The sequence below is a fragment of the Streptomyces sp. NPDC014656 genome, from assembly GCF_043084305.1.
GTDB lineage: Bacteria > Actinomycetota > Actinomycetes > Streptomycetales > Streptomycetaceae > Streptomyces.
In genome coordinates, this window is record NZ_JBIBZN010000001.1 from 491,336 (window position 1) to 513,098 (window position 21,763).

At 73.1% G+C, this 21,763-nt stretch carries 17 protein-coding genes; 4 read left to right on the forward strand and 13 right to left on the reverse strand.

The features are described from left to right. Positions 1-59 precede the first annotated feature (59 nt). On the forward strand, positions 60-1,724 hold the full coding sequence (locus ACF1ED_RS02305) for a rhamnogalacturonan lyase B N-terminal domain-containing protein (protein ID WP_391756492.1): 1,665 nt from the start codon (positions 60-62) through the stop codon (positions 1,722-1,724). Positions 1,725-1,784: 60 nt separating this feature from the next. Here the strand turns inward: ACF1ED_RS02305 and ACF1ED_RS02310 are convergent, their stop codons facing one another. The 13 genes from ACF1ED_RS02310 to ACF1ED_RS02370 form a co-directional block, all read right to left on the reverse strand. Beyond that, on the reverse strand, positions 1,785-2,693 hold the full coding sequence (locus ACF1ED_RS02310; protein WP_391756493.1) for a DUF2382 domain-containing protein: 909 nt from the start codon (positions 2,691-2,693) through the stop codon (positions 1,785-1,787). A gap of 118 nt (positions 2,694-2,811) precedes the next feature. Then, positions 2,812-3,945, reverse strand: a complete 1,134-nt coding sequence (locus ACF1ED_RS02315) for a pectinesterase family protein (RefSeq protein WP_391756494.1) — start codon at positions 3,943-3,945, stop codon at positions 2,812-2,814. Between the two features lie 147 nt (positions 3,946-4,092). Then, positions 4,093-5,388 carry a polysaccharide lyase family 1 protein gene (locus ACF1ED_RS02320; RefSeq protein ID WP_391756495.1) on the reverse strand — a complete coding sequence of 432 codons (1,296 nt, stop codon included), beginning with the start codon at positions 5,386-5,388 and terminating at the stop codon, positions 4,093-4,095. A 12-nt stretch (positions 5,389-5,400) separates the two neighbouring features. Further along, entirely contained in the window at positions 5,401-6,228 is an 828-nt protein-coding gene (locus ACF1ED_RS02325; protein WP_391756799.1) for a rhamnogalacturonan acetylesterase, read from the reverse strand. Continuing rightward, a complete protein-coding gene (locus tag ACF1ED_RS02330; protein WP_391756496.1) occupies positions 6,225-7,562 on the reverse strand; it encodes an ABC transporter substrate-binding protein in 1,338 nt (445 codons plus the stop codon). The genes ACF1ED_RS02325 and ACF1ED_RS02330 overlap by 4 nt, the downstream gene beginning before the upstream one ends. A 95-nt stretch (positions 7,563-7,657) precedes the next feature. Beyond that, complete coding sequence (locus ACF1ED_RS02335; RefSeq protein ID WP_391756497.1) at positions 7,658-9,226, reverse strand: family 43 glycosylhydrolase; 1,569 nt, start codon at positions 9,224-9,226, stop codon at positions 7,658-7,660. Next, positions 9,223-10,071 carry a PmoA family protein gene (locus ACF1ED_RS02340; protein ID WP_391756498.1) on the reverse strand — a complete coding sequence of 283 codons (849 nt, stop codon included), beginning with the start codon at positions 10,069-10,071 and terminating at the stop codon, positions 9,223-9,225. Before ACF1ED_RS02340 ends, ACF1ED_RS02335 begins: the two co-directional genes overlap by 4 nt. Beyond that, a complete protein-coding gene (locus tag ACF1ED_RS02345; protein ID WP_391756499.1) occupies positions 10,068-11,237 on the reverse strand; it encodes a Gfo/Idh/MocA family protein in 1,170 nt (389 codons plus the stop codon). Before ACF1ED_RS02345 ends, ACF1ED_RS02340 begins: the two co-directional genes overlap by 4 nt. After that, positions 11,234-12,154 carry a carbohydrate ABC transporter permease gene (locus tag ACF1ED_RS02350; RefSeq protein ID WP_391756500.1) on the reverse strand — a complete coding sequence of 307 codons (921 nt, stop codon included), beginning with the start codon at positions 12,152-12,154 and terminating at the stop codon, positions 11,234-11,236. Before ACF1ED_RS02350 ends, ACF1ED_RS02345 begins: the two co-directional genes overlap by 4 nt. Continuing rightward, positions 12,151-13,089: a carbohydrate ABC transporter permease gene (locus ACF1ED_RS02355; protein ID WP_386485240.1), complete on the reverse strand. Its 939-nt coding sequence runs from the start codon at positions 13,087-13,089 to the stop codon at positions 12,151-12,153. The genes ACF1ED_RS02350 and ACF1ED_RS02355 overlap by 4 nt, the downstream gene beginning before the upstream one ends. Positions 13,090-13,218: 129 nt before the next feature. Further along, positions 13,219-14,952, reverse strand: a complete 1,734-nt coding sequence (araD, locus tag ACF1ED_RS02360) for an L-arabinonate dehydratase (protein ID WP_391756501.1) — start codon at positions 14,950-14,952, stop codon at positions 13,219-13,221. Beyond that, positions 14,949-15,851 carry a dihydrodipicolinate synthase family protein gene (locus ACF1ED_RS02365; protein ID WP_391756502.1) on the reverse strand — a complete coding sequence of 301 codons (903 nt, stop codon included), beginning with the start codon at positions 15,849-15,851 and terminating at the stop codon, positions 14,949-14,951. Before ACF1ED_RS02365 ends, araD begins: the two co-directional genes overlap by 4 nt. A gap of 2 nt (positions 15,852-15,853) precedes the next feature. Then, a complete protein-coding gene (locus ACF1ED_RS02370) occupies positions 15,854-16,537 on the reverse strand; it encodes a GntR family transcriptional regulator (RefSeq protein WP_391756503.1) in 684 nt (227 codons plus the stop codon). Between the two features lie 317 nt (positions 16,538-16,854). Between ACF1ED_RS02370 and yicI the strand changes: the two genes are divergently transcribed. The 3 genes from yicI to ACF1ED_RS02385 all read left to right on the forward strand — a co-directional run bounded on the left by yicI (position 16,855) and on the right by ACF1ED_RS02385 (position 21,706). Further along, positions 16,855-19,137, forward strand: coding sequence for an alpha-xylosidase (gene yicI / locus ACF1ED_RS02375; RefSeq protein WP_391756504.1), 2,283 nt, complete (start codon positions 16,855-16,857; stop codon positions 19,135-19,137). Between the two features lie 618 nt (positions 19,138-19,755). After that, on the forward strand, positions 19,756-20,289 hold the full coding sequence (locus tag ACF1ED_RS02380; RefSeq protein ID WP_391756505.1) for a hypothetical protein: 534 nt from the start codon (positions 19,756-19,758) through the stop codon (positions 20,287-20,289). Between the two features lie 52 nt (positions 20,290-20,341). Beyond that, complete coding sequence (locus ACF1ED_RS02385; RefSeq protein ID WP_391756506.1) at positions 20,342-21,706, forward strand: NAD(P)/FAD-dependent oxidoreductase; 1,365 nt, start codon at positions 20,342-20,344, stop codon at positions 21,704-21,706. Positions 21,707-21,763 lie beyond the last annotated feature (57 nt).

A 21,763-nucleotide genomic window follows, 5' to 3' on the forward strand; every position in this document is an offset into this window, starting at 1 on the left:
CTTTCCCCTCCCGCGGCGACCTATGGCTGCCCCCCACCGCCCCGCCGAAGGAGCCGCAGATGCGCACCCACCCCGTCCCCCGCCGGACCGTCCTCGGCGCGGTCGCCGCCGCCGGAGCCCTCGCCGCCACCGCCGGAGCCGCCGGAGCCGCCGAGGCGGCCGGCTTCGGCTGGAGCGACGACGGCGCGCACTACGTCCTCGACACCGGCGCCGGACTCGTCTTCAAGGTCTCCAAGACCAACGGCGACCTCACCTCCCTCGTCTACAAGGGCAAGGAGTACGAGGGGTACGGCGGCAAGCACTCCCACGTCGAGTCGGGCCTCGGCGCCTCCACCGTCACCCTCGCCCAGCACGGCGCGACGATCCTCGTCACCGTCGTCCACGGCACCCTGCGCCACTACTACGCGGCCCGCTCCGGCCACAACAACGTCTACCTGTGGACCGACAAGGCCGACACCTCCTTCACCGCCACCCGCTTCATCGCCCGCCTCAAGCCCGGCGTCTTCCCGAACGAGGGCCCGGACTCCTGGGTCGAGGGCGCCGACACCGTCATCGAGGCGGGCGACGTCTGGCGGCGCGCCGACGGGCAGACCCGCTCCAAGCACTATTCCGGCGTCCGCGTCATGGACTACGACTACGTCGGCCACACCACCGGCACGGCCGGGCTCTGGATGGTGCGCTCCAACCACGAGAAGGCGTCCGGCGGCCCCTTCTACCGCTCGCTGCTGCGCCACTCCAACGAACTGGGCGTCGGACTCTACGAGATCCTCCACTACAACCAGTCGCAGACCGAGGCCATGCGCTTCGGCCTCCAGGGCCCCTACCTCCTCGCCTTCACCGACGGCGGCGCCCCCGACCCGGCGCTCTTCGCCGCCGCCCACGACACCGCCTGGGTGGACGGCCTCGGCATCCCCGGCTGGGTCGGCGCCGCCGGACGCGGCAGGGTCGCCGGCGTGGGCCTCAAGAACATGGACCCGGACCACCCGTACACGATCGGCTTCGCCAACGCCGACGCCCAGTACTGGACCCGGGCCGCCGCCGGCACCGGCGCGTACTCCTGCCGGGGCATGCTCCCGGGGACGTACACCCTCACCGTCCACAAGGGTGAACTCGCCGTCCACACCACCACGGTGACCGTCACCGCCGGCGCCGCCACCGCCCTGCACACGCTCACGATCACCGGCGACCCGAGCACCGCCCCCGCCGTCTGGCGCCTCGGCGACTGGGACGGCACCCCGGCCGGCTTCAAGAACGCCGCGCTCATGACGTACGCCCACCCGGCCGACGTCCGGGCCGCCGCCTGGACGGGCAACGTCGTCGTCGACGGCGCGAACCCCTCGGCCGCCGTGCCCTGTTACCTGTGGAAGGACGTCAACGACGGCTTCTTGGTCTACTTCCGGCTCACCGCCGCGCAGGCCGCCGCCGCCCACACGCTGCGGATCGGCGTCACCACCGCCTTCCTCAACGGGCGCCCGCAGGTCACCGTCAACGACACCTGGGTCTCTGCGGTCCCGTCACCGCCCGCCCAGCCGTCGACCCGCTCCCTCACCACCGGCTCCTACCGGGGCAACAACCACACCTTCACCTACAGCGTCCCCGCGAGCGCGTGGCGGACGGACCCCACCCGGTACAACGTGCTCCGGCTGAACGTCGTCAGCGGTTCGACCGGCACCGGCTTCCTGAGCGCGGGCACCGCCCTGGACTGCGTGGACCTCCTCGTCTGACGCGACGTGACGGAACGGGGGCCGGGCGGCGGTGCCGCCCGGCCCCCGGATGGTGGTCCCTCACTTGCCGAGGTCCTCGCCGGTGTCCCGGACGGTCCCGGTGTCCTCGCCCTCGATCTCGATGCGCTCCTTGCGGACCTGACCGGTGACGGTCTCCTCCTCGGTGACCTCGTCGGTCTCCAGGCGGACCCGCTCGACGGGGACGGCCCGGGTCTCGACCACCGGACGCTCCTCGTGCAGCGTCACCTCGTGCTCGGCCTCGGTGATCTCGGGGCCGGACATCGCCTCGTCGCGGTTGGCGTCCGTGATCGGCTCGCGCACCACGCGGACCTCCTCGTGGCGCACCGGCACGGTCTGCTGGACCTCCTCGGTGACGACGTACTTGCGCAGCCGGACGTGGCCGGTCTCGACCTCCTCGGTGCCGACGTGCATCTGCTCCTCGGACCGGGTCATCGCGTCCTCACGCGACTCCGCCGTGCCGGCCGCACCGGTCATGTCGGCCCTGCCGGTCATGTCGGCCCTGCCGGTCGTGCCGGCCAGGCCCGCCGTACCGGCCGCGCCGGCCATGCCGGCCGTGCCGGCGGCTCCGGTGCCGTCGCCGCGGGCCCAGCCGCGGTCACCGGGCTCGTTCGCCCGCTGCCACGCCTCGTCCCAGGCGATGCCGTAGTACTCGTAGAGCCGCTGCTCCTCGCTCGCGTCCAGGTGGCCGCCGCCGTCGACGTCGACGTGCGGGGCGCCCTTGACGCGGTCCTTGGAGTAGGGCACCTCCAGGTGGTCGCTCACCACGGAGGCGTCCTTGATCGGCACGAAGGACTCGCTGGTGCCGAACAGACCCGTCTTGACGGTGACCCATTCGGGGCGGCCGGTGGCGTCGTCGAGGAAGACGTGCTTGGCGTCGCCGATCTTCTTCCCCTCGGTGTCGTACACGGGATGGTCCAGCACAGTGGGAATCTGTTCCTGGGCGATCATGTCCACCCTCCAGGCTTGTCGCGGTCACCCGGCTACTGACCGGCGAGGCGAGGGCGAAACGTCCATGAGCGCCACATATTTAGTTGATTTCTGACTATTTGACCGTTCAATCGATGGCTCAGGGGCAGGGCGGCGCCACGGGCTCCCAGTCGCCCAGGTACCCGGCCCGGGTCGCCTCCGCCGCCTGCCCGGCGGTCAGCCGCGGACGGTTCTCCGGGACGGTGACCTCCGCGCCGCGGCCGGCGTTGCGGTACTCCGCGAAGCGCTGCCGCTGCCAGGGGTACTCGGCCCGCATGTCCGCGTACGGCGCCACCGCGTCGATCCCCGCGCCCAGGACGCTCTCCCGGACCACCAGGGACGGCCAGGCGGTCGGGTCCGAGCCGGGCACCCACGGCCGGGCCAGCTTGTAGTAGCCGTCCGGGGCCTCGCTGGTGACCCGGCACCGGGAGGCCAGGAAGCCGTGCGGATTGGCGCGGGCGGTCGACGGGGCGAAGACGAAGCCGTAGGGCGCCCCGGCCAGGTCGGTGCGGACCAGCGTCCGGAAGTGGCAGTGCTCGAAGACCGCCGTGGCCCGCCCGAAGACGAAGTCCACGTCCCCCTCGACGTAGCAGTGCGCGAAGTACTGCCGGGCGAAGGCCGTCAGCGACATCGAGTCCGCGTACAGCGTGTCCTGGTGCCCCAGGAAACGGCAGTGGAAGAAGGCCGAGCGGTCGCCCTGCGCCTTCAGCGCCACCGCCTGGGTGCCCGGGTTGCCCGGCAGGTCGGTGCGGAGGAAGTCGTTGGCGAAGGTCACCGCGTGGGCGGTGAAGTCCGCCGCCTGGAGGGTGACCGTCGCCGAGCCGGTGGTGCCGTACGTGCCGGAGCCGTCGGGCTTCGGGGTGCCGGCCGCGTTGTCGTACACCACGACGACGTCCTTCGCGTCCCCGCTCGCCCCGATCCACGTCATCCCGGTCCGGGCCGCGCTCACCGCGACCGTCTCCCGGTACGTGCCCGGCGCGAGCACCAGCGTCCAGCCGGCCCCGGACGCGGCGCTCACCGCGGCCTGGACGGAGGTGTGGTCGCCGAGGCCCCCGGGGTGGACGTACAGCGTCCTCGCGGACAGCCGGGCCGACGGCGAACCGTACCGGCCGAAGGGGCCGGCGGGGGCGGCCGCGGCGGGGGCGGCCGGCAGCGCGAGGGCGGCGAGCGCCGCGCCGGCGCCGGTGAGGAAGGACCGGCGGCCGAGGGTGGTGCGGGGGTGGTGCGAGGGCATGCGGATGCTCCTTCGCTGAGCAGGAGGTGGGTGAGAGCGGGGGAAGGCGAGGGAAGGCGGGGAGGCCGGGGGAAGGAGACCGGGCCGGGGCGGGCGCGACGGGACGGGTGTGCCGCGCTCCGCCCCGGCCCGGAGCCGGGGGGCCGGTCAGCGCAGCCGGCCGGCGCCTGCGTGGTGGCCGACGAGGAAGGGCACGGCCAGCGGGTGGTCCACCCGGGTGCGCAGCGCGGGCGTCCAGCCCGCGTCGCCGCGCAGCGTCTCCGCCGGGAACTGCTCGTTGTGGACGGCCAGCAGGTCGACCGGGCGCCCGTTGACGTAGTTGCCGGTGGTGGTGACGGGCGCGTCCTTCCACTTCTTCAGGATCTGCCCGGCGGGCACCCCGGAACCGAGCGTGAACGCGTTCTTCTCCGCGTACAGCTGCGACTCCTGGCCGATGCCCAGGCTGTACACGTAGTTCGTGTCCGGCACCTTGAAGTGGTTGTTGTACGCGTCGACCTGGCCGAAGCGCACCCGGGGGGCCCGCTCCACCACGCCGTCGAAGAGGTTGTGGTGGAGGGTGACGCGGAGCTTGCCGCGGTCGGTGGCGCCCGCGCTGTCGCTGTTGCCGATCATCAGCGTCTTGTCGTGGTCGGTGAAGACGTTCCACGAGACGGTGACGAGGTCCGCGCCGCGCACCACGTCCAGCTCGCCGTCGTGCTGCTGGTACACCTCGCCGTAGTACTCGGGCAGCGAACTGTCCGGGTAGCGGCCGTCGGTGAAGGTGTTGTGGTCGATCCACACGTGGGTGGAGCCGTACACGACCAGGCTGTCGTACTCCGAGTTCCAGGCGCCGGTGGCGCCGTCCGTCGGGTCCCACTGCGGGAAGCAGTCGAGCGGGCTCTCCAGCTTCAGGTTGCGGACCACCACGTTGTCGACGCCGGTGACCTGGAGGCTGCCGCCGAGGATCGTGGCGTTCCGGCCGACGCCGACGAGGGTGGTGTTGGCGGGCACCTTCACCTTGATGGCCTGGCCCTGGGCGGTGGCCGAGGCGGCGCGCAGCTCCTCCTGCGGGCCGGTGACCTCGTTCTCGTACCCCCAGACGGCGGGGTCGTAGTCGGCGAGGTACCGGTCGAAGTCGTAGCCGGGGGCCTCGAAGGCGGCGCAGCCGGCCTCGACGGCGTCCAGGGTGCCGACGACCTTCACGATCCGCGGCTCGGTGCCGGGGACGGCGAGGGCGGCCCGCAGTTCGGCCCAGGTGGTGACGGTGAAGACGCGGGAGGCGTCGGCGGCGGCGCCGCCGGTGGTGCCGGTGCCCTCGGAGGCCCAGCCGTCGCCGGCGGGGAGGACGGCACGGGCCGTGCCGGGACCGGTCGGGTGGCCGGAGTGGGCGCCGGCGGCGGGCGCGGTGACGGTGAGGACGAGGGCGGCGGCGGCCACCGCTCCGAGCTTCGTGCTTCTGTTCACGCGCGGTTCTCCTCAGGAGGCGGAAGGGACTGCGGGGGGCCAGGTGATCCAGCGGGTGGGGACGGTGTCGTCCAGCCGGCGGGTCTCGCGGGGGGCGAGGACCCGGGTGCGGAGCAGTTCGCGGGCGACGAGCCGGGCCACCTCGATGGCGCCGGGCGGGTTGAAGTGGGTGTTGTCCTGCTCGGTGGCGGTCCAGTTGAAGTACGTCTTGGTCGCCTCGGGGCCGAGCCGCTGCCACAGCTCCAGCGACAGGGCCTCGACGTCGAGGAGGGGCACCCCGGAGGCGGCGGCCACCGCGCGGGCGGCGGCCGGGTGGTCGCCGAGCGAGCGCTGGGCGTTCCCGGCGGCGTCGAAGCGGCGCCGCTCCACGGAGGTGGCGATCACCGGGTGGGCGCCCCGGGCGCGGGCGGTCTCCACGAAGACCCGCAGGTTGTCCTGGTAGGCGCCCCAGGGGGCGGCGTACCGGGCGGGGTCGGTGCTCTTGGAGTCGTTGTGCCCGAACTGGACGAGCAGCACGTCGCCGGGGCGCAGGGCGGCCGCGATCGGTTCGAGGCGGCCCTCGTCGAGGAAGCTCTTGGTGGAGCGGCCGTTGACCGCGTGGTTGGCGACGCTCAACTCGCGGTGGAGGAAGAACGGCAGGGCCATGCCCCAGCCGGTCTCGGGGGCCGCGTCGGCGTACTTCTGCGCGGCGGTGGAGTCTCCGGCGACGAAGAGGGTGCGGGGGCGGGGGGCCGCGCCCCCGGCGGCGGACTCCTCGGTACGGGCGGCGGCCGGCCGGGCGGCCAGGGCGAGCACCAGGCCCGCCCCGGCCGCGACCGCCTCACGGCGGCCGACCGTCACTTCTTCTGCGACTTCCACTCGGCCTGGGCCTCGTTCAGCTGCTTGGCGAGGGTGTCGGCGAAGTCCTTCGCCGACATCGAACCGAGCAGCACCTTCTGGAAGTTGGCCTCGTTGTCGGCCTTGGAGATGGTGTTCCAGTCCGGCAGGTAGTACGGCAGCTGGACGATGGTCGCCTTGCCGCTGAAGAGGACCTCGGCGGCGAGCTTGGTCGGCTCGGCCTCCTGGAGCCACGGGTCCTGCGCCGCCTCGGTGTGGGCGGGGATGGCGCCGGCGGACTTGTTCCACTTGGAGTTGGACTCGTGGCCGGCCGCGAACTCGATGAACTTCCAGGCGGCGGCCTTGTTCTTGCTGGAGGAGAACAGGCCGAGGCCGTCGACCGGGTTGGACACCATGACCCGGGTGCCGTCGTCGAGCGTCGGGTTCGGTATGCCGCGGAACTTCTCGGTGCCCAGGGCCTTCACGTGGTCCTGGTAGGAGCCGAGGTTGTGGTTCAGCATGCCGATCTCGCCGCTGTCCCACTGGGCGACCATCTTGGTGAAGTCGTTGTTGACGTCGGCGGCCGGGGTGTTCTTCTTGAACAGGCCGACGTACTTCTCCAGCGCGGCCACGTTCTTCGGGTCGTTGACCGTGGTCTTGTCGCCGTCCCAGAAGCTCTGGATCCCGCTCTGGCCGTACATGGCGTCCAGGGCCTGGGCGATGGAGCCGGCGCCGCCGCGGATGGTGTAGCCGAAGCGGTTCTTGTCCCTCGCGGTGAGCTTGTCGGCCGCCGCGTAGAACGCCGACCAGGTGGACGGCTCCTGGAGGCCCGCCGCCTTGAAGAGGTCGGTGCGGTAGTAGAGGACGCCGTTGCTGGCGGAGGTCGGCACGGTGAAGAGCTTGTCCTGGCCGCCGGCCGCCTTGACGGACTCGACCATGCCCTTGTTCAGCTTGCCGAACAGGGAGCTCTTCTCGATCCGCTCGTCCAGCGGCTCCAGGGCGCCCTGGGCGGCGATCCCGGCGAGCATCGCCGCGCCGACGCCGCCGACGTCCGGCAGCGCGCCGCCCTGGATGGCGGTGTCGTACTTGGACTGGACCTCCTTCGAGGCGACGCCGACGTACTCGACGTCGATGTCCGGGTTGGCCTTCTCGAAGTCGGCGATGATCTCCTTCCAGACGTCGGTGCGGACACCGCCGTTGTTGTCCCAGAAGGTGATCTTGCCCTTGCCCGATCCTTCGGTCCCTTCGCCGCCGGCGCCGCCGCTGCCGTCGTCACCGCAGGCGGTGGCGGTCAGCGCGAGGACGCCGGAGAGGGCGAGGGCGAGGGCGGCTCTGCGCCGTCCGGGGAAGATGGTCATCGTCGGCTCTCTTCTCTCGGGGTGGTGCTCGGAGGTACTCGGGTGGTGCGGGGGAGGGGGGTGCGGTGTGGGGGAGTGCGGGGCCCTGCCGCGTTTCAGCGGGCGGGGGTGGCGGTGGCGGCGGTGGCGAGGGTGCGGAAGTCGGTGAACACGCCCGTCCCGGCGTGCCCTTCGCCCTCGGGCGCGGCGGCGAACAGGCCGAGCAGGGCGCCCACCCACCGCCAGGGGGCGGCCGCGAACTCGGGGCCGAGCCGGACGGGTCCCTCGCCGGCGTCGTAGGAGAAGCGGCAGCGGGCGTCGGCGGTGACCTCGATCCGCAGCAGCGCGGCGTCGGTGGCGAGCGGTACGGCCCGGGCCGCGTCCCGCTCCCGGTCGGCGTTGCCCGGAGCGAAGCGGTGGGCGAGCAGCACCCGTCCGCCGGCGTCCCGTTCCAGCCCGATCCAGGCGTACGCGTCGCCGAGCACGACCAGTCCGGCGCGGGCCCCGGGGGCGTCGGACTCCAGCCGCAGCCGGACCTCCACGCTCCGGGCCCCGGCCGGCAGCCGCTGCGTCAGCACGTGCGGCACCGACCGCAGGTCGTCCGCCCGCCCGTCGCGGACGCAGGCGAGCCGCAGTCCCGGCCCCTCGTGCGGACCCGTCCAGTCCGCACCGGGGTTGGCGGTCCACGACCACTGCGGTCCGAAGGCGCCGCCCGGGAAGGCGTCGTCCACGGCCGGCCGGGCCGGCGGCCCCGACGGCAGGGCGGGCTTGCGGTGGACGCGTACGGGCGAGCCGTCGTCGCCCATCACCGGCCAGCCGTCCTCGTCCCAGCGCATCGGCTGGAGGTGGACGAGCCGGCCGTGCGCGCCGCTCTGCTGGAAGTGCAGGAACCAGTCCTCGCCCGCGCCGGTGCGCACCCAGCCGCCCTGGTGGGGGCCGTTGACGTCGGTGTCGCCCTGGGAGAGGACGATCCGCTCCTCGTACGGGCCGAAGAAGGAGTCGGCGCGGAAGGCGCCCTGCCAGCCGGTGGCGACCCCGCCGGCCGGGGCGAGGATCCAGAACCGGCCGTCGTGCCGGTACAGCTTGGGTCCTTCCAGGGTGAACCAGCCGGGGATCAGGTCGGCGTCGATCAGCGTCCGGCCCTCGTCGAGGACCTTGGTGCCGTCCGGGCTCATCCGGTGTCCGGTCAGCCGGTTGTTGAACCCGGCCCGGGACTTGGCCCAGCCGTGCACCAGGTAGGCCTCGCCGGTCTCCTCGTCCCACAGCGGGCAGGCGTCGATCAGGCCCCGGCCCTCCTTCACCAGGTGGGGCCGGCTCCAGGGCCCTTCGGCCGCCGGGGAGCTGATCTGGAAGATCCCGTGGTCGGGGTCGCCCCAGAAGATCCAGAACCGGCCGTCGTGGTGGCGGAAGGACGGCGCCCACACCCCGCGGTCGTGGCGGGGGCCGGTGAACGCCTCCTCGGGTGCGAGCCGCTCCAGCGCGTGCCCGGTGAGCGTCCAGTTGACCAGGTCGCGGGAGCGCAGCAGCGGCAGGCCGGGGGCGCGGCCGAAGCTGGAGGCGGTGAGGTGGAAGTCCTCGCCCACCCGGACCACGTCCGGGTCCGACCAGTCCGCCGCCAGGACCGGGTTGCGGTAGGTGCCGTCCCCCAGGTCCCCGGTGACCTCGGGCACGTACGGCCCGGTCACGACGCCACCGCCTTGCGCACCAGGGCCGCGGCCCCGTCCCGGTCCAGCCGTCCGTCGGCGACGACCGTGACCACGCGCCGGACGAAGGTCCCGCCGGCCGGGACCGCGAGCCGCTCCCCGTACGCGAGGGAGGAGCCGACGCCCGGGTACTCGGCGGCCCGCACGAACCACGGGTCACGCCGGGTCGTCGCGGTCGCCCCGGCGAAGACCAGCGTCCAGCCGTCGCCGCACATCGCCACCCAGTCGGCGCGGGCGCCGTGCACGGCCTCCTCGCCGTCCGCGTCGGGGCCGAACACCCCGGGCGCGGACGCCTCCTTGGGCGCGCGCCAGAAGAAGCCGCCGTACGCCGCGCCCGGGCGTCCGTTGGTGGCCGGGCTGCCGATCGACAGGTCCCGGCCGGAGACGTTGGCGACGGAGAAGGTCAGGTCGAGGGCCCACGCCGTGTCGGTGAGGGCGACCGCGGCGACCGTGCGGTGCTCGGCGAGCAGCCGCTCGCCGCCCGCGCTCCAGGTCAGCTCCTCGACGAAGCCGTCCGGGTCGCACAGCTTGAAGCCGTCGTGGCGCTGGACGCCGTGGTTGTCGAGCTCGACCGAGCCGCGGCCCCGGACGAAGGTCCGGCCGCCCCAGAAGTTGTGCCCCCCGACGTCCGGGACGGCGATGGAGACGCCCAGGTGGTGGACGTGGTCCTCGGGCAGCACCTCGGTGACGGTCCGCCCGGCGAGCGTCGTCACCGGGTGGAGGTAGGGGCGCGGGGAGTGGTCGGCGGCGAGCCCGGGGCGGGTCACGCAGTGGGCGACCGCGCGGCCCCCGGCGCGCAGCACGGTGGTGGCGGTGTCGGTGCTCATCGGACCTCCGCCGGGGCCCGCGACGCCCACGGGGCGCCCAGCTCGGAGTAGAGCCGCAGCTGCTCGGCGCTCGCGTCCACCAGCTTCTCCACGTCCGCCACGACCCGTCGCGGGGCGTTCTCGCCGGGTTCGGCGCGCCAGTGGGCGGCGGGCAGCGCCAGCGGGTCGGGGGCGGTGCGGACCGCCTCGACGACCCGCATGAAGGCGCCGGTCGCGTCCGGCGGCACGCACAGCGGGGTGCCGTCGGTGACGTGCGCGAGCAGGTTCTCCAGGAGGTCGGTGCGGCCGTACACGATCTCCTCCGGGCCGTGCCCGGCCCGCTGGAGCAGGATCCGGTCCTCGCGGTACCAGAAGGTGATCCGGCCCCGGGTGCCGTGCACGACCACGTACGGCTCGCGGGTCTCCTCCGCGCAGAGCGTCGCGGCCACGGTGACCGGGAAGCCGGCGGTGGTGGTGACGCGGACGGCGGAGGTGTCGTCGGACTCGATGGCGTGGGCGTGGAACAGCTCGGTCTCGATGCCGGCCACGTCCTCGGCGCGGGTGGTCCCGGCGAGCGCGAGGGCGGTGGCGACGGCGTGGGCGAGCGGGTTGGTCAGCGCCCCGTCGACGACGTCGAGGCCGTCGAGGCGGCGCCGGCCGGCCCAGGGAGCGCGCCGGAAGTAGGCCTCGTCGCGGACCCAGGCGCCGGCCGCGCCGACGCCGCGGACCTCGCCGACGGCACCGTCGGCGATGAGCTCGCGGACGGCGGGGACGGCGTGCGAGCCGAGCGACTGGAAGCCGATCTGGCAGGCGGCGCCGGCCGCCGCGACCCCGTCGGCCATCCGGCGGAACTCCGCGTAGGACGGGGCCGGGGGCTTCTCCAGGAGGATGTCGGCGCCGTGCCGGGCGGCGGCCAGCGTCATGTCGGTGTGGGTCTGGATCGGGGTGCTGAGGACCGCGAGCTTCGCGCCGGTGGCGGCGAGCAGCGCCTCGAAGTCGTCGGACTGGACGGGGTCGCCGAGTCCGTCGAGTTCGGCGGCGTCGAGCGGGCGCAGCTCGCAGACGCCGGCCAGGCGGACCAGGCCGAGCCGCTCCAGGCGGTGGATGTTGAGGAGGTGGCTGCGGCCGTGGCCGCGGGCACCGGCGAGGACGACGGGCAGGGGTTCTGTCGCGGGCATGGGGCTCATCCCTTCACCGCCCCGGCGCTGAAGCCGGTGACGAGCCACTTCTGGATGAAGGCGAAGACGATCACGACGGGGACGGCGGCGATGACGCCGCCCGCGGCGAGCGCGCCGAGGTCGACGCTGTCGGCGCCCATGAGGGTGTTGAGGCCGACCGGGATGGTCTGCTTGCTCTGGCTGCTGAGGAACATCAGGGCGAAGAGGAAGTGGTTCCAGGCGTGCACGAAGGCGAAGGAGCCGACCGCGACGAGACCGGGCCGCAGCAGCGGCAGCACGACGATCAGGAAGGCGCGGAAGCGGTTGCAGCCGTCGACCCAGGCGGCCTCCTCCAGCGAGGGGGGCACGTTCCTGATGAAGCCGCTGATGAGGATCATCGACAGCGGGAGCTGGAAGACCGTCTCGGCGAGGATGACGCTGCCGATCGAGTTGATCATCTTCAGCTCGGCGAAGATCTGGAAGAGCGGCACGAGGAGCAGGGCGCCGGGCACGAACTGGGAGCAGAGCAGGGCCAGCATGAAGCCCTTCTTGATCCGGAAGTCGAAGCGGGCCAGGGCGTATCCGCCGGCCAGCGCGACCAGGGTGGTGCTGATGAGCACCGCGACGCCGATGAGCAGGCTGTTCTGGAAGAAGATCCCGAAGCTGCGCTCGGTCCACACCTTCTCGAAGTGTTCGGTGGTCATCGGCCAGGGCAGCAGCGAGGTCGATCCGGCCGGGCGGACGGCGAAGAGGAGGATCCAGTAGAACGGGACCAGGGTGAAGACGAGGTAGACGCCGAGCGGGAGGTAGATCTGCCAGCGGGGGACCTCGTCCCAGGCCCGGTGCCGCTTGCGGGAGGCGGTGGGCGGGGTGCCCTCCGGGGGGACGGCGGGGGGCGCGGCGCCGTCGGACGGCGCGGTGCGGGTGCGGGTGGCTGCGGCGGTCACTTGCTGTCGCCTCCGAACTTGCTCAGGCGCAGATAGACGATCGAGCAGAAGAGAAGGATCACGAACGCCACCGTGGTGAGGGCGGAGGCGTAACCGAAGTTGTGGGCGTCGACGCTGGTCTCGGCGACGTAGAGCGGCAGGGTCGTGGTGACGCCCGCGGGTCCGCCGCCGGTCAGGGTGTAGAGCAGGTCGACGTTGTTGAACTCCCACACCGCGCGCAGCAGCGTGGAGAGCACGATCGCGTCCCGGATGTGCGGGAGCGTGATGTGGAAGAACTGCCGCAGCCGGCCGGCTCCGTCGACCTCGGCGGCCTCGTACAGGTCGCCCGGGATGGACTGGAGGTCGGCGAGGATGAGGATGGCGAAGAAGGGCACGCCGCGCCAGAGGTCGGCGACGATCGCCGCCCAGAAGACGGTGCCGGTGTCGGAGAGCAGGGAGGTGCCGTACTCGCCGATGCCGAGGTCCGCCAGGTAGCGGGTGATGCCGGTCTGGGAGTTGTAGAGCAGCACCCAGATCGCGGAGGTGAGCACGCCCGAGACGGCCCACGGGGAGAAGACCAGGGCCCGGCCCAGGGCGCGGCCGAAGAAGGTCTGGTTGACGATGAGGGCGAGCGCCAGGCCGAAGAGCAGCTGGAGCGTCACCTCCACCACGACCCACTTGAGGCTGAAGGTGAGGGTGCCCCAGAAGTGCGGGTCGTCGGTGAAGATCTTCGTGAAGTTGTCCAGGCCGGCGAAGCCGTTCCGCCAGGGCTTGGTGGGGTTGTAGTGCTGGAGGCTGTAGTAGAAGACGCTCAGCACGGGGTAGGCGATGAAGCCCAGCATCAGCAGGCCGGCGGGGGCTATGAGCAGATACGGCAGCCGGCGGGGGGTCGCTCCCGTGCGGCGGCGCCCCCGTGCCGTGGTGGCTCGGGGCGGTTTGGTCACAGCTGTGGCCATGACGGCGGCTCCGTTCTCGGGCGGGCGGTGCAAGAGGTTCGGAAAGCGCTTTCTATCAGAGGTGAAGCGCTTCGCGAACGGCGTTCGGCATGTCGAACAGGGAGGGCGGTGGCGGACGGTGGCGGGGGGTCAGCCCGCGTACGGTTCGGGGGTCGTCCCCGGCCGTGCCAGGAACTCGAAGTCGCAGCCGGTGTCGGCCTGGGAGATCTGCTCCATGTACAGCGCGCCGTAGCCGCGCTCGTACCGGGCCGGCGGCGGGGTCCACGCGGCCCCGCGGCGCTCCAGCTCCTCGTCCGCGACGTGCAGGTGGAGGGAGCGGGCCGCGACGTCCAGGGTGATCGTATCGCCCGTGCGGACCAGGGCAAGGGGTCCGCCGACATGGGATTCCGGCGCCACGTGCAGCACGCACGCCCCGTAGCTCGTCCCGCTCATCCGGGCGTCCGAGATCCGGACCATGTCCCGCACCCCCTGCTCCAGGAGGTACTTCGGGATCGGCAGCATCCCGTACTCCGGCATCCCCGGGCCGCCCTTCGGGCCCGCGCCGCGCAGCACCAGGACGTGGTCGGCGGTGATGCCGAGCGCCGGGTCGTCGATGGTCCGCTGCATCGTCCGGTAGTCGTCGAAGACGACGGCCGGACCCGTGTGCTTGAGGAACCGCTGCTCCATCGCGACGTGCTTGATGACCGCCCCGTCCGGGCACAGGTTGCCCCGCAGCACCGCGAGGCCGCCCTCGGGCGCCAGCGGCCGGTGCCGCTCCCGGATCACCTCGTCATCGTGGACGAGCGCCCCGTCGAGCTGTTCCCGCAGGGTGGCGTGGGAGACCGTCGGCCGGTCCAGGTGCAGCACGTCGGCGATCCGCGACAGGAAGCCGCGCATCCCGCCGGCGAAGTGGAAGTCCTCCATGAGGTGCTCCCCGCCGGGCCGCAGGTTCGCCAGCACCGGCACCGTCCGCGCGATCCGGTCGAAGTCGTCCAGCGTCAGCTTCACGCCCGACCGGCCGGCCATCGCGATCAGGTGGATCACCGCGTTGGTCGAGCCGCCCAGCGCCAGGACGGCGGCCACCGCGTCCTCGTACGCCTCCCGGGTCAGCAGCGCCGAGAGCCTGAGGTCCTGGCGGACCAGCTCCACGATCCGCATCCCCGAGGCGGCGGCCATCCGGTCGTGCCCCGAGTCCACCGCCGGCACCGAGGAGGCGCCCGGCACGGTCACGCCCAGGGTCTCCGCCGCGGCGGTCAGCGTCGAGGCCGTGCCCATCGTCATGCAGTGGCCGGGGGAGCGGGCCAGGCCGCTCTCCAGCTCGGCCAGCTCGCAGTCGCCGATGGTGCCGGCCCGCCGCTCGTCCCAGTACTTCCACATGTCCGTGCCGGAGCCGAGGGTCTCCCCCCGCCAGTGCCCCGGCAGCATCGGACCGGCCGGCACGAAGACCGCCGGCAGGTCCACCGAGGCCGCGCCCATCAGCAGCGCCGGCGTCGTCTTGTCGCAGCCGCCCATCAGCACCGCCCCGTCCACCGGGTACGAGCGCAGCAGCTCCTCCGTCTCCATCGCGAGGAGGTTGCGGTAGAGCATGGGCGTCGGCTTCTGGAAGGTCTCCGACAGCGTGGACACCGGGAATTCGAGCGGGAAGCCGCCCGCCTGCCACACCCCGCGCTTCACGGCCTGCGCGCGGTCGCGCAGGTGCACGTGGCAGGGGTTGATGTCCGACCAGGTGTTGAGGACCGCGATCACCGGCTTGCCGAGGTGCTCCTCCGGCAGGTAGCCGAGCTGGCGGGTCCGGGCCCGGTGGCTGAACGACCGCAGCCCGTCGGTGCCGTACCACTGGTGGCTGCGCAGCTCGTGGGGCCGCTTGCGCCCTCCGTCCGTCATATCGGCCACCCGCCGGCGATCGCCGCCACCTCGGCCCGCTCGTCCTCGGGGAGTTCGCGGCTCGGCGGCCGGATGTCCCGGCGGCACAGCCCGAGGGAGGCCAGCGCCTCCTTCACCACGGTCACGTTGTCCGCGTTGCCGTTGGCGGCGCGCAGCTCCTCGAAGCGGCGGATCCGCTCCCACACCTTCATCGCCGTGCCGTAGTCGCCCGCCCGCAGCGCCTCCAGCATCTCCAGGGAGAGCGCGGGCGCCACGTTGACGAGACCGGAGGTGAAGCCGGTGGCGCCGGCCGAGAAGTACGAGGGGGCGTACGGCTCCGCGAGCCCGGCCACCCACACGAAGCGGTCGAGCCCGGCGTCCCGGGCGAAGCCGGCGAAGCGCGAGGCGTCCGGCACCGCGTACTTGACGCCCACCACGTTCGGGCAGGCGGCGCCCAGTTCGGCCAGCCGCGCCCCGCTCAGCAGCGGGTTGCGGATGTAGGGGACGACGCCCAGCTCGGGGACCGCCTCGGCGATGGCCCGGTGGTAGTCGACCCAGCCGCTCTCGGAGACGTAGGGGTGCACCGGCTGGTGGACCATCACCATGTGCGCCCCGGTGTCCCGGGCGTGCCGGGCCGCCTCGACCGCGGTCGGCACGTCGTGCCCGACGCCGACCAGGACGACGGCCCGGCCGGCCGCCTCGGCGACGGTGGCCTCGGTGATCGAGCGGCGCTCGTCGGGGGTCAGGGCGTAGAACTCGCCGGTGTTGCCGTTGGGGGTGAGGGTGCGCACCCCGCCGTCGAGCAGCCGGCGCAGCAGCGCCCGGTGCGCGGCGGAGTCCACCCGGCCGTCCTCGGCGAACGGCGTGACCGGGATGGCCACGACGTCGGCGAGGGCGGCCCGAAGGGTCTCGAAATTCATGGTCACTCGCTGTCGCTGTCCAGAGGGGAGGAACCCGCGCCGGGCTCCAGGGGGTTCGCGGGGAAGGCGCGCTCCACGAACGAGGCGATGTGGGCGTGGACGGCCCGGCGCGCCCCGTCGGCGTCGCCCGCGGCGGCGAGCCGCAGGATCTCCTCGTGCTCGGCCGCCTCCCGGTCCCAGGAGGGGACGGAGGCCCAGGCCACGGTGGAGACGAGCGCGGCCTGGTCGCGCACTTCGTCGAGCATCCGCCCCAGCAGCGGGTTGCCGCAGGGGAGGTAGAGGGCGCGGTGGAACGCCCGGTTGGCCAGGGAGCGTTCGGCCGGGTCATCGGCGCCGGCCGCCCGGGCGAGCGCCTCGTGGGCGGCGTCGAGCGGGGCCCCCGAGGCGACCGCGCGGCGCACGGCCTCGGGCTCCAGGAGCAGCCGGACGTCGTAGACGGCCCTGGCCATGTCCGCGTCCACCATCCGCACGGTGACGCCCTTGTACTGGCTCATGACCACGAGTCCGCTGCCCGCGAGGGTCTTCAGCGCCTCGCGCACCGGGGTCTTGGAGACTCCGAAGCGCGCGGCGAGTTCGGCCTCCACGAGCGCCTGCCCGGGTCTGAGCCCCCCGGTGAGGATGTCGTGCTTGATCGCCTCCTGGACGTACTGGGTCCGGGAGGGGATGGGGCTGGGGGCGAAGGCCATGGAACACTCTCAGATCTCGTGTATGGCGCATGGTGTACGGCATCTCGTGTATCGCGTCTCATATATGACGTACGAAGTGCAACGGGCATGAAGCTAAGCGGGCGCCGGTGTTTCGTCAATGCTTCGCGCAGGGTTGGAGAAAGCGTTTTCTATCCGTTGCCGGGGGAGCGCTTCCACGGCGGGCCTCCGGTGATCGTCACGGGGCTGTTCCCGGGTTTTGTTTTCTGGGATAACTATTGGGGACCAGGTACGCCCCCCGGGCTCGGCCCCGCAGCCCCGGCCCGGCCCCCGCTCCTCCCACCACCCCAAGGACCCGCATGAAGTTCACCGACGGCTTCTGGCTGATGCGCGAGGGCGTGCACGCCTCGTACGCCACCGAAGTCCGCGACCTGCGCGTGGCCCCCGGCCGCTTCACCGCGTACGCCTCCGTCAAGCGGGTCGAGACCCGCGGCGACACCCTGAACTCGGCGCTGCTCACGGTGGAGTGCCACGCCCCCGCCGAAGGCGTGATCGGCGTGCGGATCACCCACCACGCCGGCAAGACCCGCCGGGGCCCCGGCTTCGCGCTCGCCGCCCCCGACCCCGCCGCCGGCACGGTCCACGAGGACGGCACGGCCGTCGAGCTCGCCTCCGGCCCGCTCCGCCTCCGCCTCGACCGCGCGCGCCCCTGGACCCTGGACTTCCTGGACGCCGACGGCCGCCCCCTCACCGCCGCCGGCCGCAAGGGCACCGCCTTCGTGACGACCCCGGACGGCGCCCACCACATGGCCGTCCAGCTGGCGCTCGGCGTCGGCGAGCAGGTCTACGGCCTCGGCGAGCGCTTCACCCCCTTCGTGAAGAACGGGCAGAGCGTCGACATCTGGCAGGCCGACGGCGGCACCAGCAGCGAACAGGCCTACAAGAACGTCCCGTTCTACCTCTCCTCGCGCGGCTACGGCGTCTTCGTGAACCATCCCGGCCGGGTCTCCTTCGAGGTCGGCTCCGAGGCCGTCGGCCAGGTCCAGTTCAGCGTCGAGGACCAGTCCCTGGAGTACTACGTCGTCGCGGGACCCACCCCCAAGGACGTGCTGCGCCGCTACACCGCCCTCACCGGCCGCCCCGCCCTGCCCCCGCCGTGGTCCTTCGGCCTCTGGCTCACCACCTCCTTCACCACCCCCTACGACGAGGCGACCGTCACCTCCTTCGTCGACGGCATGGCCGCCCGTGACATCCCGCTCTCCGTCTTCCACTTCGACTGCTTCTGGATGCGCGAGTACCAGTGGTCGGACTTCGCCTGGGACCCGGAGACCTTCCCCGACCCCGACGGCATGCTCGCCCGCCTCAAGGCCCGCGGCCTGCGCGTCGGCCTCTGGATCAATCCGTACGTCGCCCAGAAGTCTGCCCTCTTCGAGGAGGCCGCCGACCGCGGCTTCCTGGTCCGCCGGCCGAACGGCGACATCTGGCAGTGGGACCTCTGGCAGCCCGGCATGGCCCTCGTCGACTTCACGCACCCGGACGCCCGCACCTGGTTCCAGGACAAGCTCCGCCCGCTCCTCGCCCAGGGCGTCGACTGCTTCAAGACCGACTTCGGCGAGCGGATCCCCACCGACGTCGTCTGGCACGACGGCTCCGACCCCGAGCGGATGCACAACTACTACACCCAGCTCTACAACCGCACCGTCTTCGAACTCCTGGAGAAGGAACGGGGCTCCGGCGAGGCCGTCCTCTTCGCCCGCTCGGCGACCGCCGGCGGCCAGCAGTTCCCCGTCCACTGGGGCGGCGACTGCTGGGCCTCCTTCGAGGCCATGGCCGAGTCGCTGCGCGGCGGACTCTCCCTCTCCCTGAGCGGCTTCGGCTTCTGGAGCCACGACATCGGCGGCTTCGAGGGCACCCCCGACCCGGAGGTCTTCACCCGCTGGCTCGCCTTCGGCCTGCTGTCCTCCCACAGCCGCCTGCACGGCAGCGACTCCTACCGGGTGCCGTGGGAGTTCGGCGAGACGGCCGTGGAGGTGGCCCGCCGCTTCACCCGCCTCAAGCACCGCCTCATGCCGTACCTGTACGCGGCGGCCGTCGAGGCCCGGGAGACGGGCCTGCCCGTCATGCGCCCCATGCTCCTGGAGTTCCCCGCCGACCCGGCCTGCCGCACCCTGGACCGCCAGTACATGCTCGGCCCCGACCTCCTCGTCGCCCCCGTCATGGACCCCGGCGGCGAGACCGAGGTGTACGTCCCCGAGGGCGCCTGGACCCACCTCCTCACCGGCGAGACCGTCACCGGCCCGTGCTGGCGCCGGGAGACCCACGCCCTCGACGGCCTCCCCCTGTACGTCCGTCCCGGCGCCGTCCTCCCGCTGGCCGCGCCCTCGGACCGCCCGGACGGCGACTGGCCCGACGGCCTCACCCTCCTGGTGGCCCCCGGCGCGCCCGCGGGCGCGACCACCACCGTCACGGTCCCGGACCACCGGGGCGCCCCGGCCGCGGTGTACACGGTGACGCACGGGGGGCCGGACGCGGGAGCGGGCCGCACGGCGCCGGGTCCGACGGCGACGGTCACGGGGACGGAGCTGCCGTACGAGGTGCGGACCCTGGGGCCGGGGGGAGTGGAGGGCGTCCTCACCGGATGAGGCCGGTGCGCGGCCACGGGCACCGGTCCGATGCCGGGCGGGAGCTCGTTTGGCCGTCGCCGCCCGAGCCGTCGCGGGGCGGAAGCGGCTGGACGACCGCGAGGCCCTGAACGGGATCGTCCGGAAGTCCCGCACCGGGGCCGCCCGGCGGGACGGGCCCGAGCGGTACGGACCGCGGGCCACGCTCCGTACCCGTCTCCGCGGGCGGGCGGTGGGCGGCACGTCCGCCCGGACGCCTCGGGCCGTCCGGGCGCCTCGGGCCGTCCGGACGCCTCGGGCCGTCCGGGCGGGAGCCGGCGCCGGGGGCGACGTCGATCGGCGCGCACGGCGGTCGGCCCGACCGCCGTGCGCGCCCGCCGGCAGGCGGCCGGGGCGGCCCCGTGCCCGGCCGGTCACGTCCTGGGCGGCAAGGGCTCCCGCTCGGCGGCGCACGAGCGCAAGGGCGCGACCCGGCCTGTGCACCGTGCACCGTCCCCGGGGGAAGCAGGTGCTCGGTGGCGTTCTCTCCGCGGTCGTGGCCGACGACAGTGGGCTACGAGGCAACCGCCACGGGCGAAGTCCGGTTTCGCCGAACACCGGGTCGTGGGTGTGCCGACCGGGGCGCCCAGGAGAGTGACGTTGAGCAAGAAGGCTGTCATCGTGGGTTTCGGCGCCACTGGCCGGACCATCGCTTCTTCCCCGCTGCGACGCGCGGACGTGGAGATCGTCGGAGCGGCGGACCAGGACCCCCGCGTGGCCGGTCAAGACCTCGGGGTGCTCCTCGGCGGCGCCGCGAACGGCGTCGTCGTCGTGCGCGACCCGGCCGGCGAGGTGACCGCGGGCGGCGACTACCGGATCCTCGGAGAGGAGCAGGTCGTCGGCCTCCGTTCCTCGGTGGGCTTCGATTCCTTCCTCAGCACCATCGCGGCGGCGGTCAACGCCTCCACCGCGGTCGTCGAGGCGCCCCCCGTCTCCTGTCGATGGGAGACCTCCCGGCCCGCTCGGTCGCGGCCAAGGGAGAGCGGCGGGCGGCCCCGCTCGGGGCCACGGCTCCTCGGGACTGAGACGGAGACGCGAAAGCCGGAAACCTCCCGCTCGCCGAAGGGGCGCCTGTCGCGGTTGGTCCGCCGGACGGACACCGGGGCCGGGGGCGTGCTGCCGGGCATGCCTTGACGCGGAGCGCGGAGCGGAACACACCCCCCACCCAGAAGGAGATCAGCACAGCATGAGGACCGACGGCACGAAATACAGCGAATTCACCGGCTGGATCGACCGGCCGGACGACGTGCGGCCCGCGCTGGACGGCGACCTCACCTGTGCCGTCGCCGTCGTCGGCGGCGGCATGGGCGGCATGGCGGCCGCGCTGCGCCTCGCGGAGCGCGGCCAGGACGTGGTCCTGCTGGAGGCCGAGTTCTGCGGCTACGGCTCGGCCTCGCGCAACGGCGGTCAGATCGCCGGGGCGCCGGGCGGCGACCTGCGGATGCTCAGCCTCCAGTCCCCGAAGAAGATGCCGGTCATGGCCAAACTGGCGGAGCACGCGGGCCGCTACGTGGAAGACCTCATGAAGACCCACGACATCGACTGCGATTACGTGGCGAACGGCCTGGTGTGGGGTGCGGTCTCACCCGTCATGATGCTCAGGGTGCGCACCCAGGCGGCGATCCTGCGCGCCTTCGGCGGACACGGGACCGTCGGCAGCAGGGAGGAACTCGGCCTTCCCGCCGGCTTCGTGGGCGGCATGCGGGAATCCATCGGCGGGATGCTGAACCCGGGCAAGCTCGCCCGTGGTGTGCGCCGCGCGCTGCTCGCCTCCCCGGCCAGGGTCTTCGAGCGGACGCGGGTGAGCGATGTCCGGCGGACGGGCGGCACCGTCGAGCTCACGACACCGCACGGCACCGTGCGGGCCGACAAGGTGGTGCTCGCGACCAGCGTCTACGGCGGCGAGTGGGACATCACGCCCAAGAACCTCGCGACGCCGCTGTACGTCATCGAGATCGAGTCGGAACCCATCGCCCCGGAGCGGCTCGCCGCGCTGGGCTGGACCAGTCGGTCCGGCATCATCACCCAGCACCAGTTGATGACCCACTACCGGCTCACCGAGCGCAACACCATCGTCTGCGGGGTCCGCCAACCGCAGCGGGGCCAGAGCTACCCGCTCCCGGACCGGGTCCCGGACCCCCGTGTCGTGCGGGACATGGGGAAGGACCTGGCCGACCGGTTCCCCTCGCTGTCCGACGTGGCCATCGAGCGGGCCTGGGGCGGTTGGATCGGCATCAGCCCGGACTGGCTGTCGGTCGCCGGGCAGGTGGGAGACGACGTCTTCTACTTGATGGCCTGCAACGGCCACGGTCTCTGCCAGGTGCCGTACGTGGCCCACCAGATCGCCGACTACATCGTCGACGGCGAGATGTCGGAGGACCTCGCCGGCATCTGGTCGGACGCCTCGAAGTACCCGCCGTCGATGTCGCTGCTTATGCGGCCGTTCGTCCTCCGGGCCGTCTGGGGGCTGGACCGGTTCAACGACTTCTTCAACGGCAGCAGGACGCGGGCCCGGCGGGCCCTCCGTCGTGGCGGGCACGGGGCCTCCTGAAGGCCGGGGCGGCGCCCGGCCGGTGACGGCGTGGTGCGGGGTCGCCCCCCGCTACGA

What these genes read in the sequence shown, in the direction of transcription:
- araD (WP_391756501.1), bottom strand. Translation starts at nt 14,952, where the DNA reads ATGACGGACGGAGGGCGCAAGCGGCCCCACGAGCTGCGCAGCCACCAG.
- ACF1ED_RS02315 (WP_391756494.1), bottom strand. Translation starts at nt 3,945, where the DNA reads ATGCCCTCGCACCACCCCCGCACCACCCTCGGCCGCCGGTCCTTCCTC.
- ACF1ED_RS02355 (WP_386485240.1), bottom strand. Translation starts at nt 13,089, where the DNA reads ATGGCCACAGCTGTGACCAAACCGCCCCGAGCCACCACGGCACGGGGG.
- ACF1ED_RS02310 (WP_391756493.1), bottom strand. Translation starts at nt 2,693, where the DNA reads ATGATCGCCCAGGAACAGATTCCCACTGTGCTGGACCATCCCGTGTAC.
- ACF1ED_RS02330 (WP_391756496.1), bottom strand. Translation starts at nt 7,562, where the DNA reads ATGACCATCTTCCCCGGACGGCGCAGAGCCGCCCTCGCCCTCGCCCTC.
- ACF1ED_RS02370 (WP_391756503.1), bottom strand. Translation starts at nt 16,537, where the DNA reads ATGGCCTTCGCCCCCAGCCCCATCCCCTCCCGGACCCAGTACGTCCAG.
- ACF1ED_RS02345 (WP_391756499.1), bottom strand. Translation starts at nt 11,237, where the DNA reads ATGAGCCCCATGCCCGCGACAGAACCCCTGCCCGTCGTCCTCGCCGGT.
- ACF1ED_RS02340 (WP_391756498.1), bottom strand. Translation starts at nt 10,071, where the DNA reads ATGAGCACCGACACCGCCACCACCGTGCTGCGCGCCGGGGGCCGCGCG.
- ACF1ED_RS02385 (WP_391756506.1), top strand. Translation starts at nt 20,342, where the DNA reads ATGAGGACCGACGGCACGAAATACAGCGAATTCACCGGCTGGATCGAC.
- yicI (WP_391756504.1), top strand. Translation starts at nt 16,855, where the DNA reads ATGAAGTTCACCGACGGCTTCTGGCTGATGCGCGAGGGCGTGCACGCC.
- ACF1ED_RS02365 (WP_391756502.1), bottom strand. Translation starts at nt 15,851, where the DNA reads ATGAATTTCGAGACCCTTCGGGCCGCCCTCGCCGACGTCGTGGCCATC.
- ACF1ED_RS02305 (WP_391756492.1), top strand. Translation starts at nt 60, where the DNA reads ATGCGCACCCACCCCGTCCCCCGCCGGACCGTCCTCGGCGCGGTCGCC.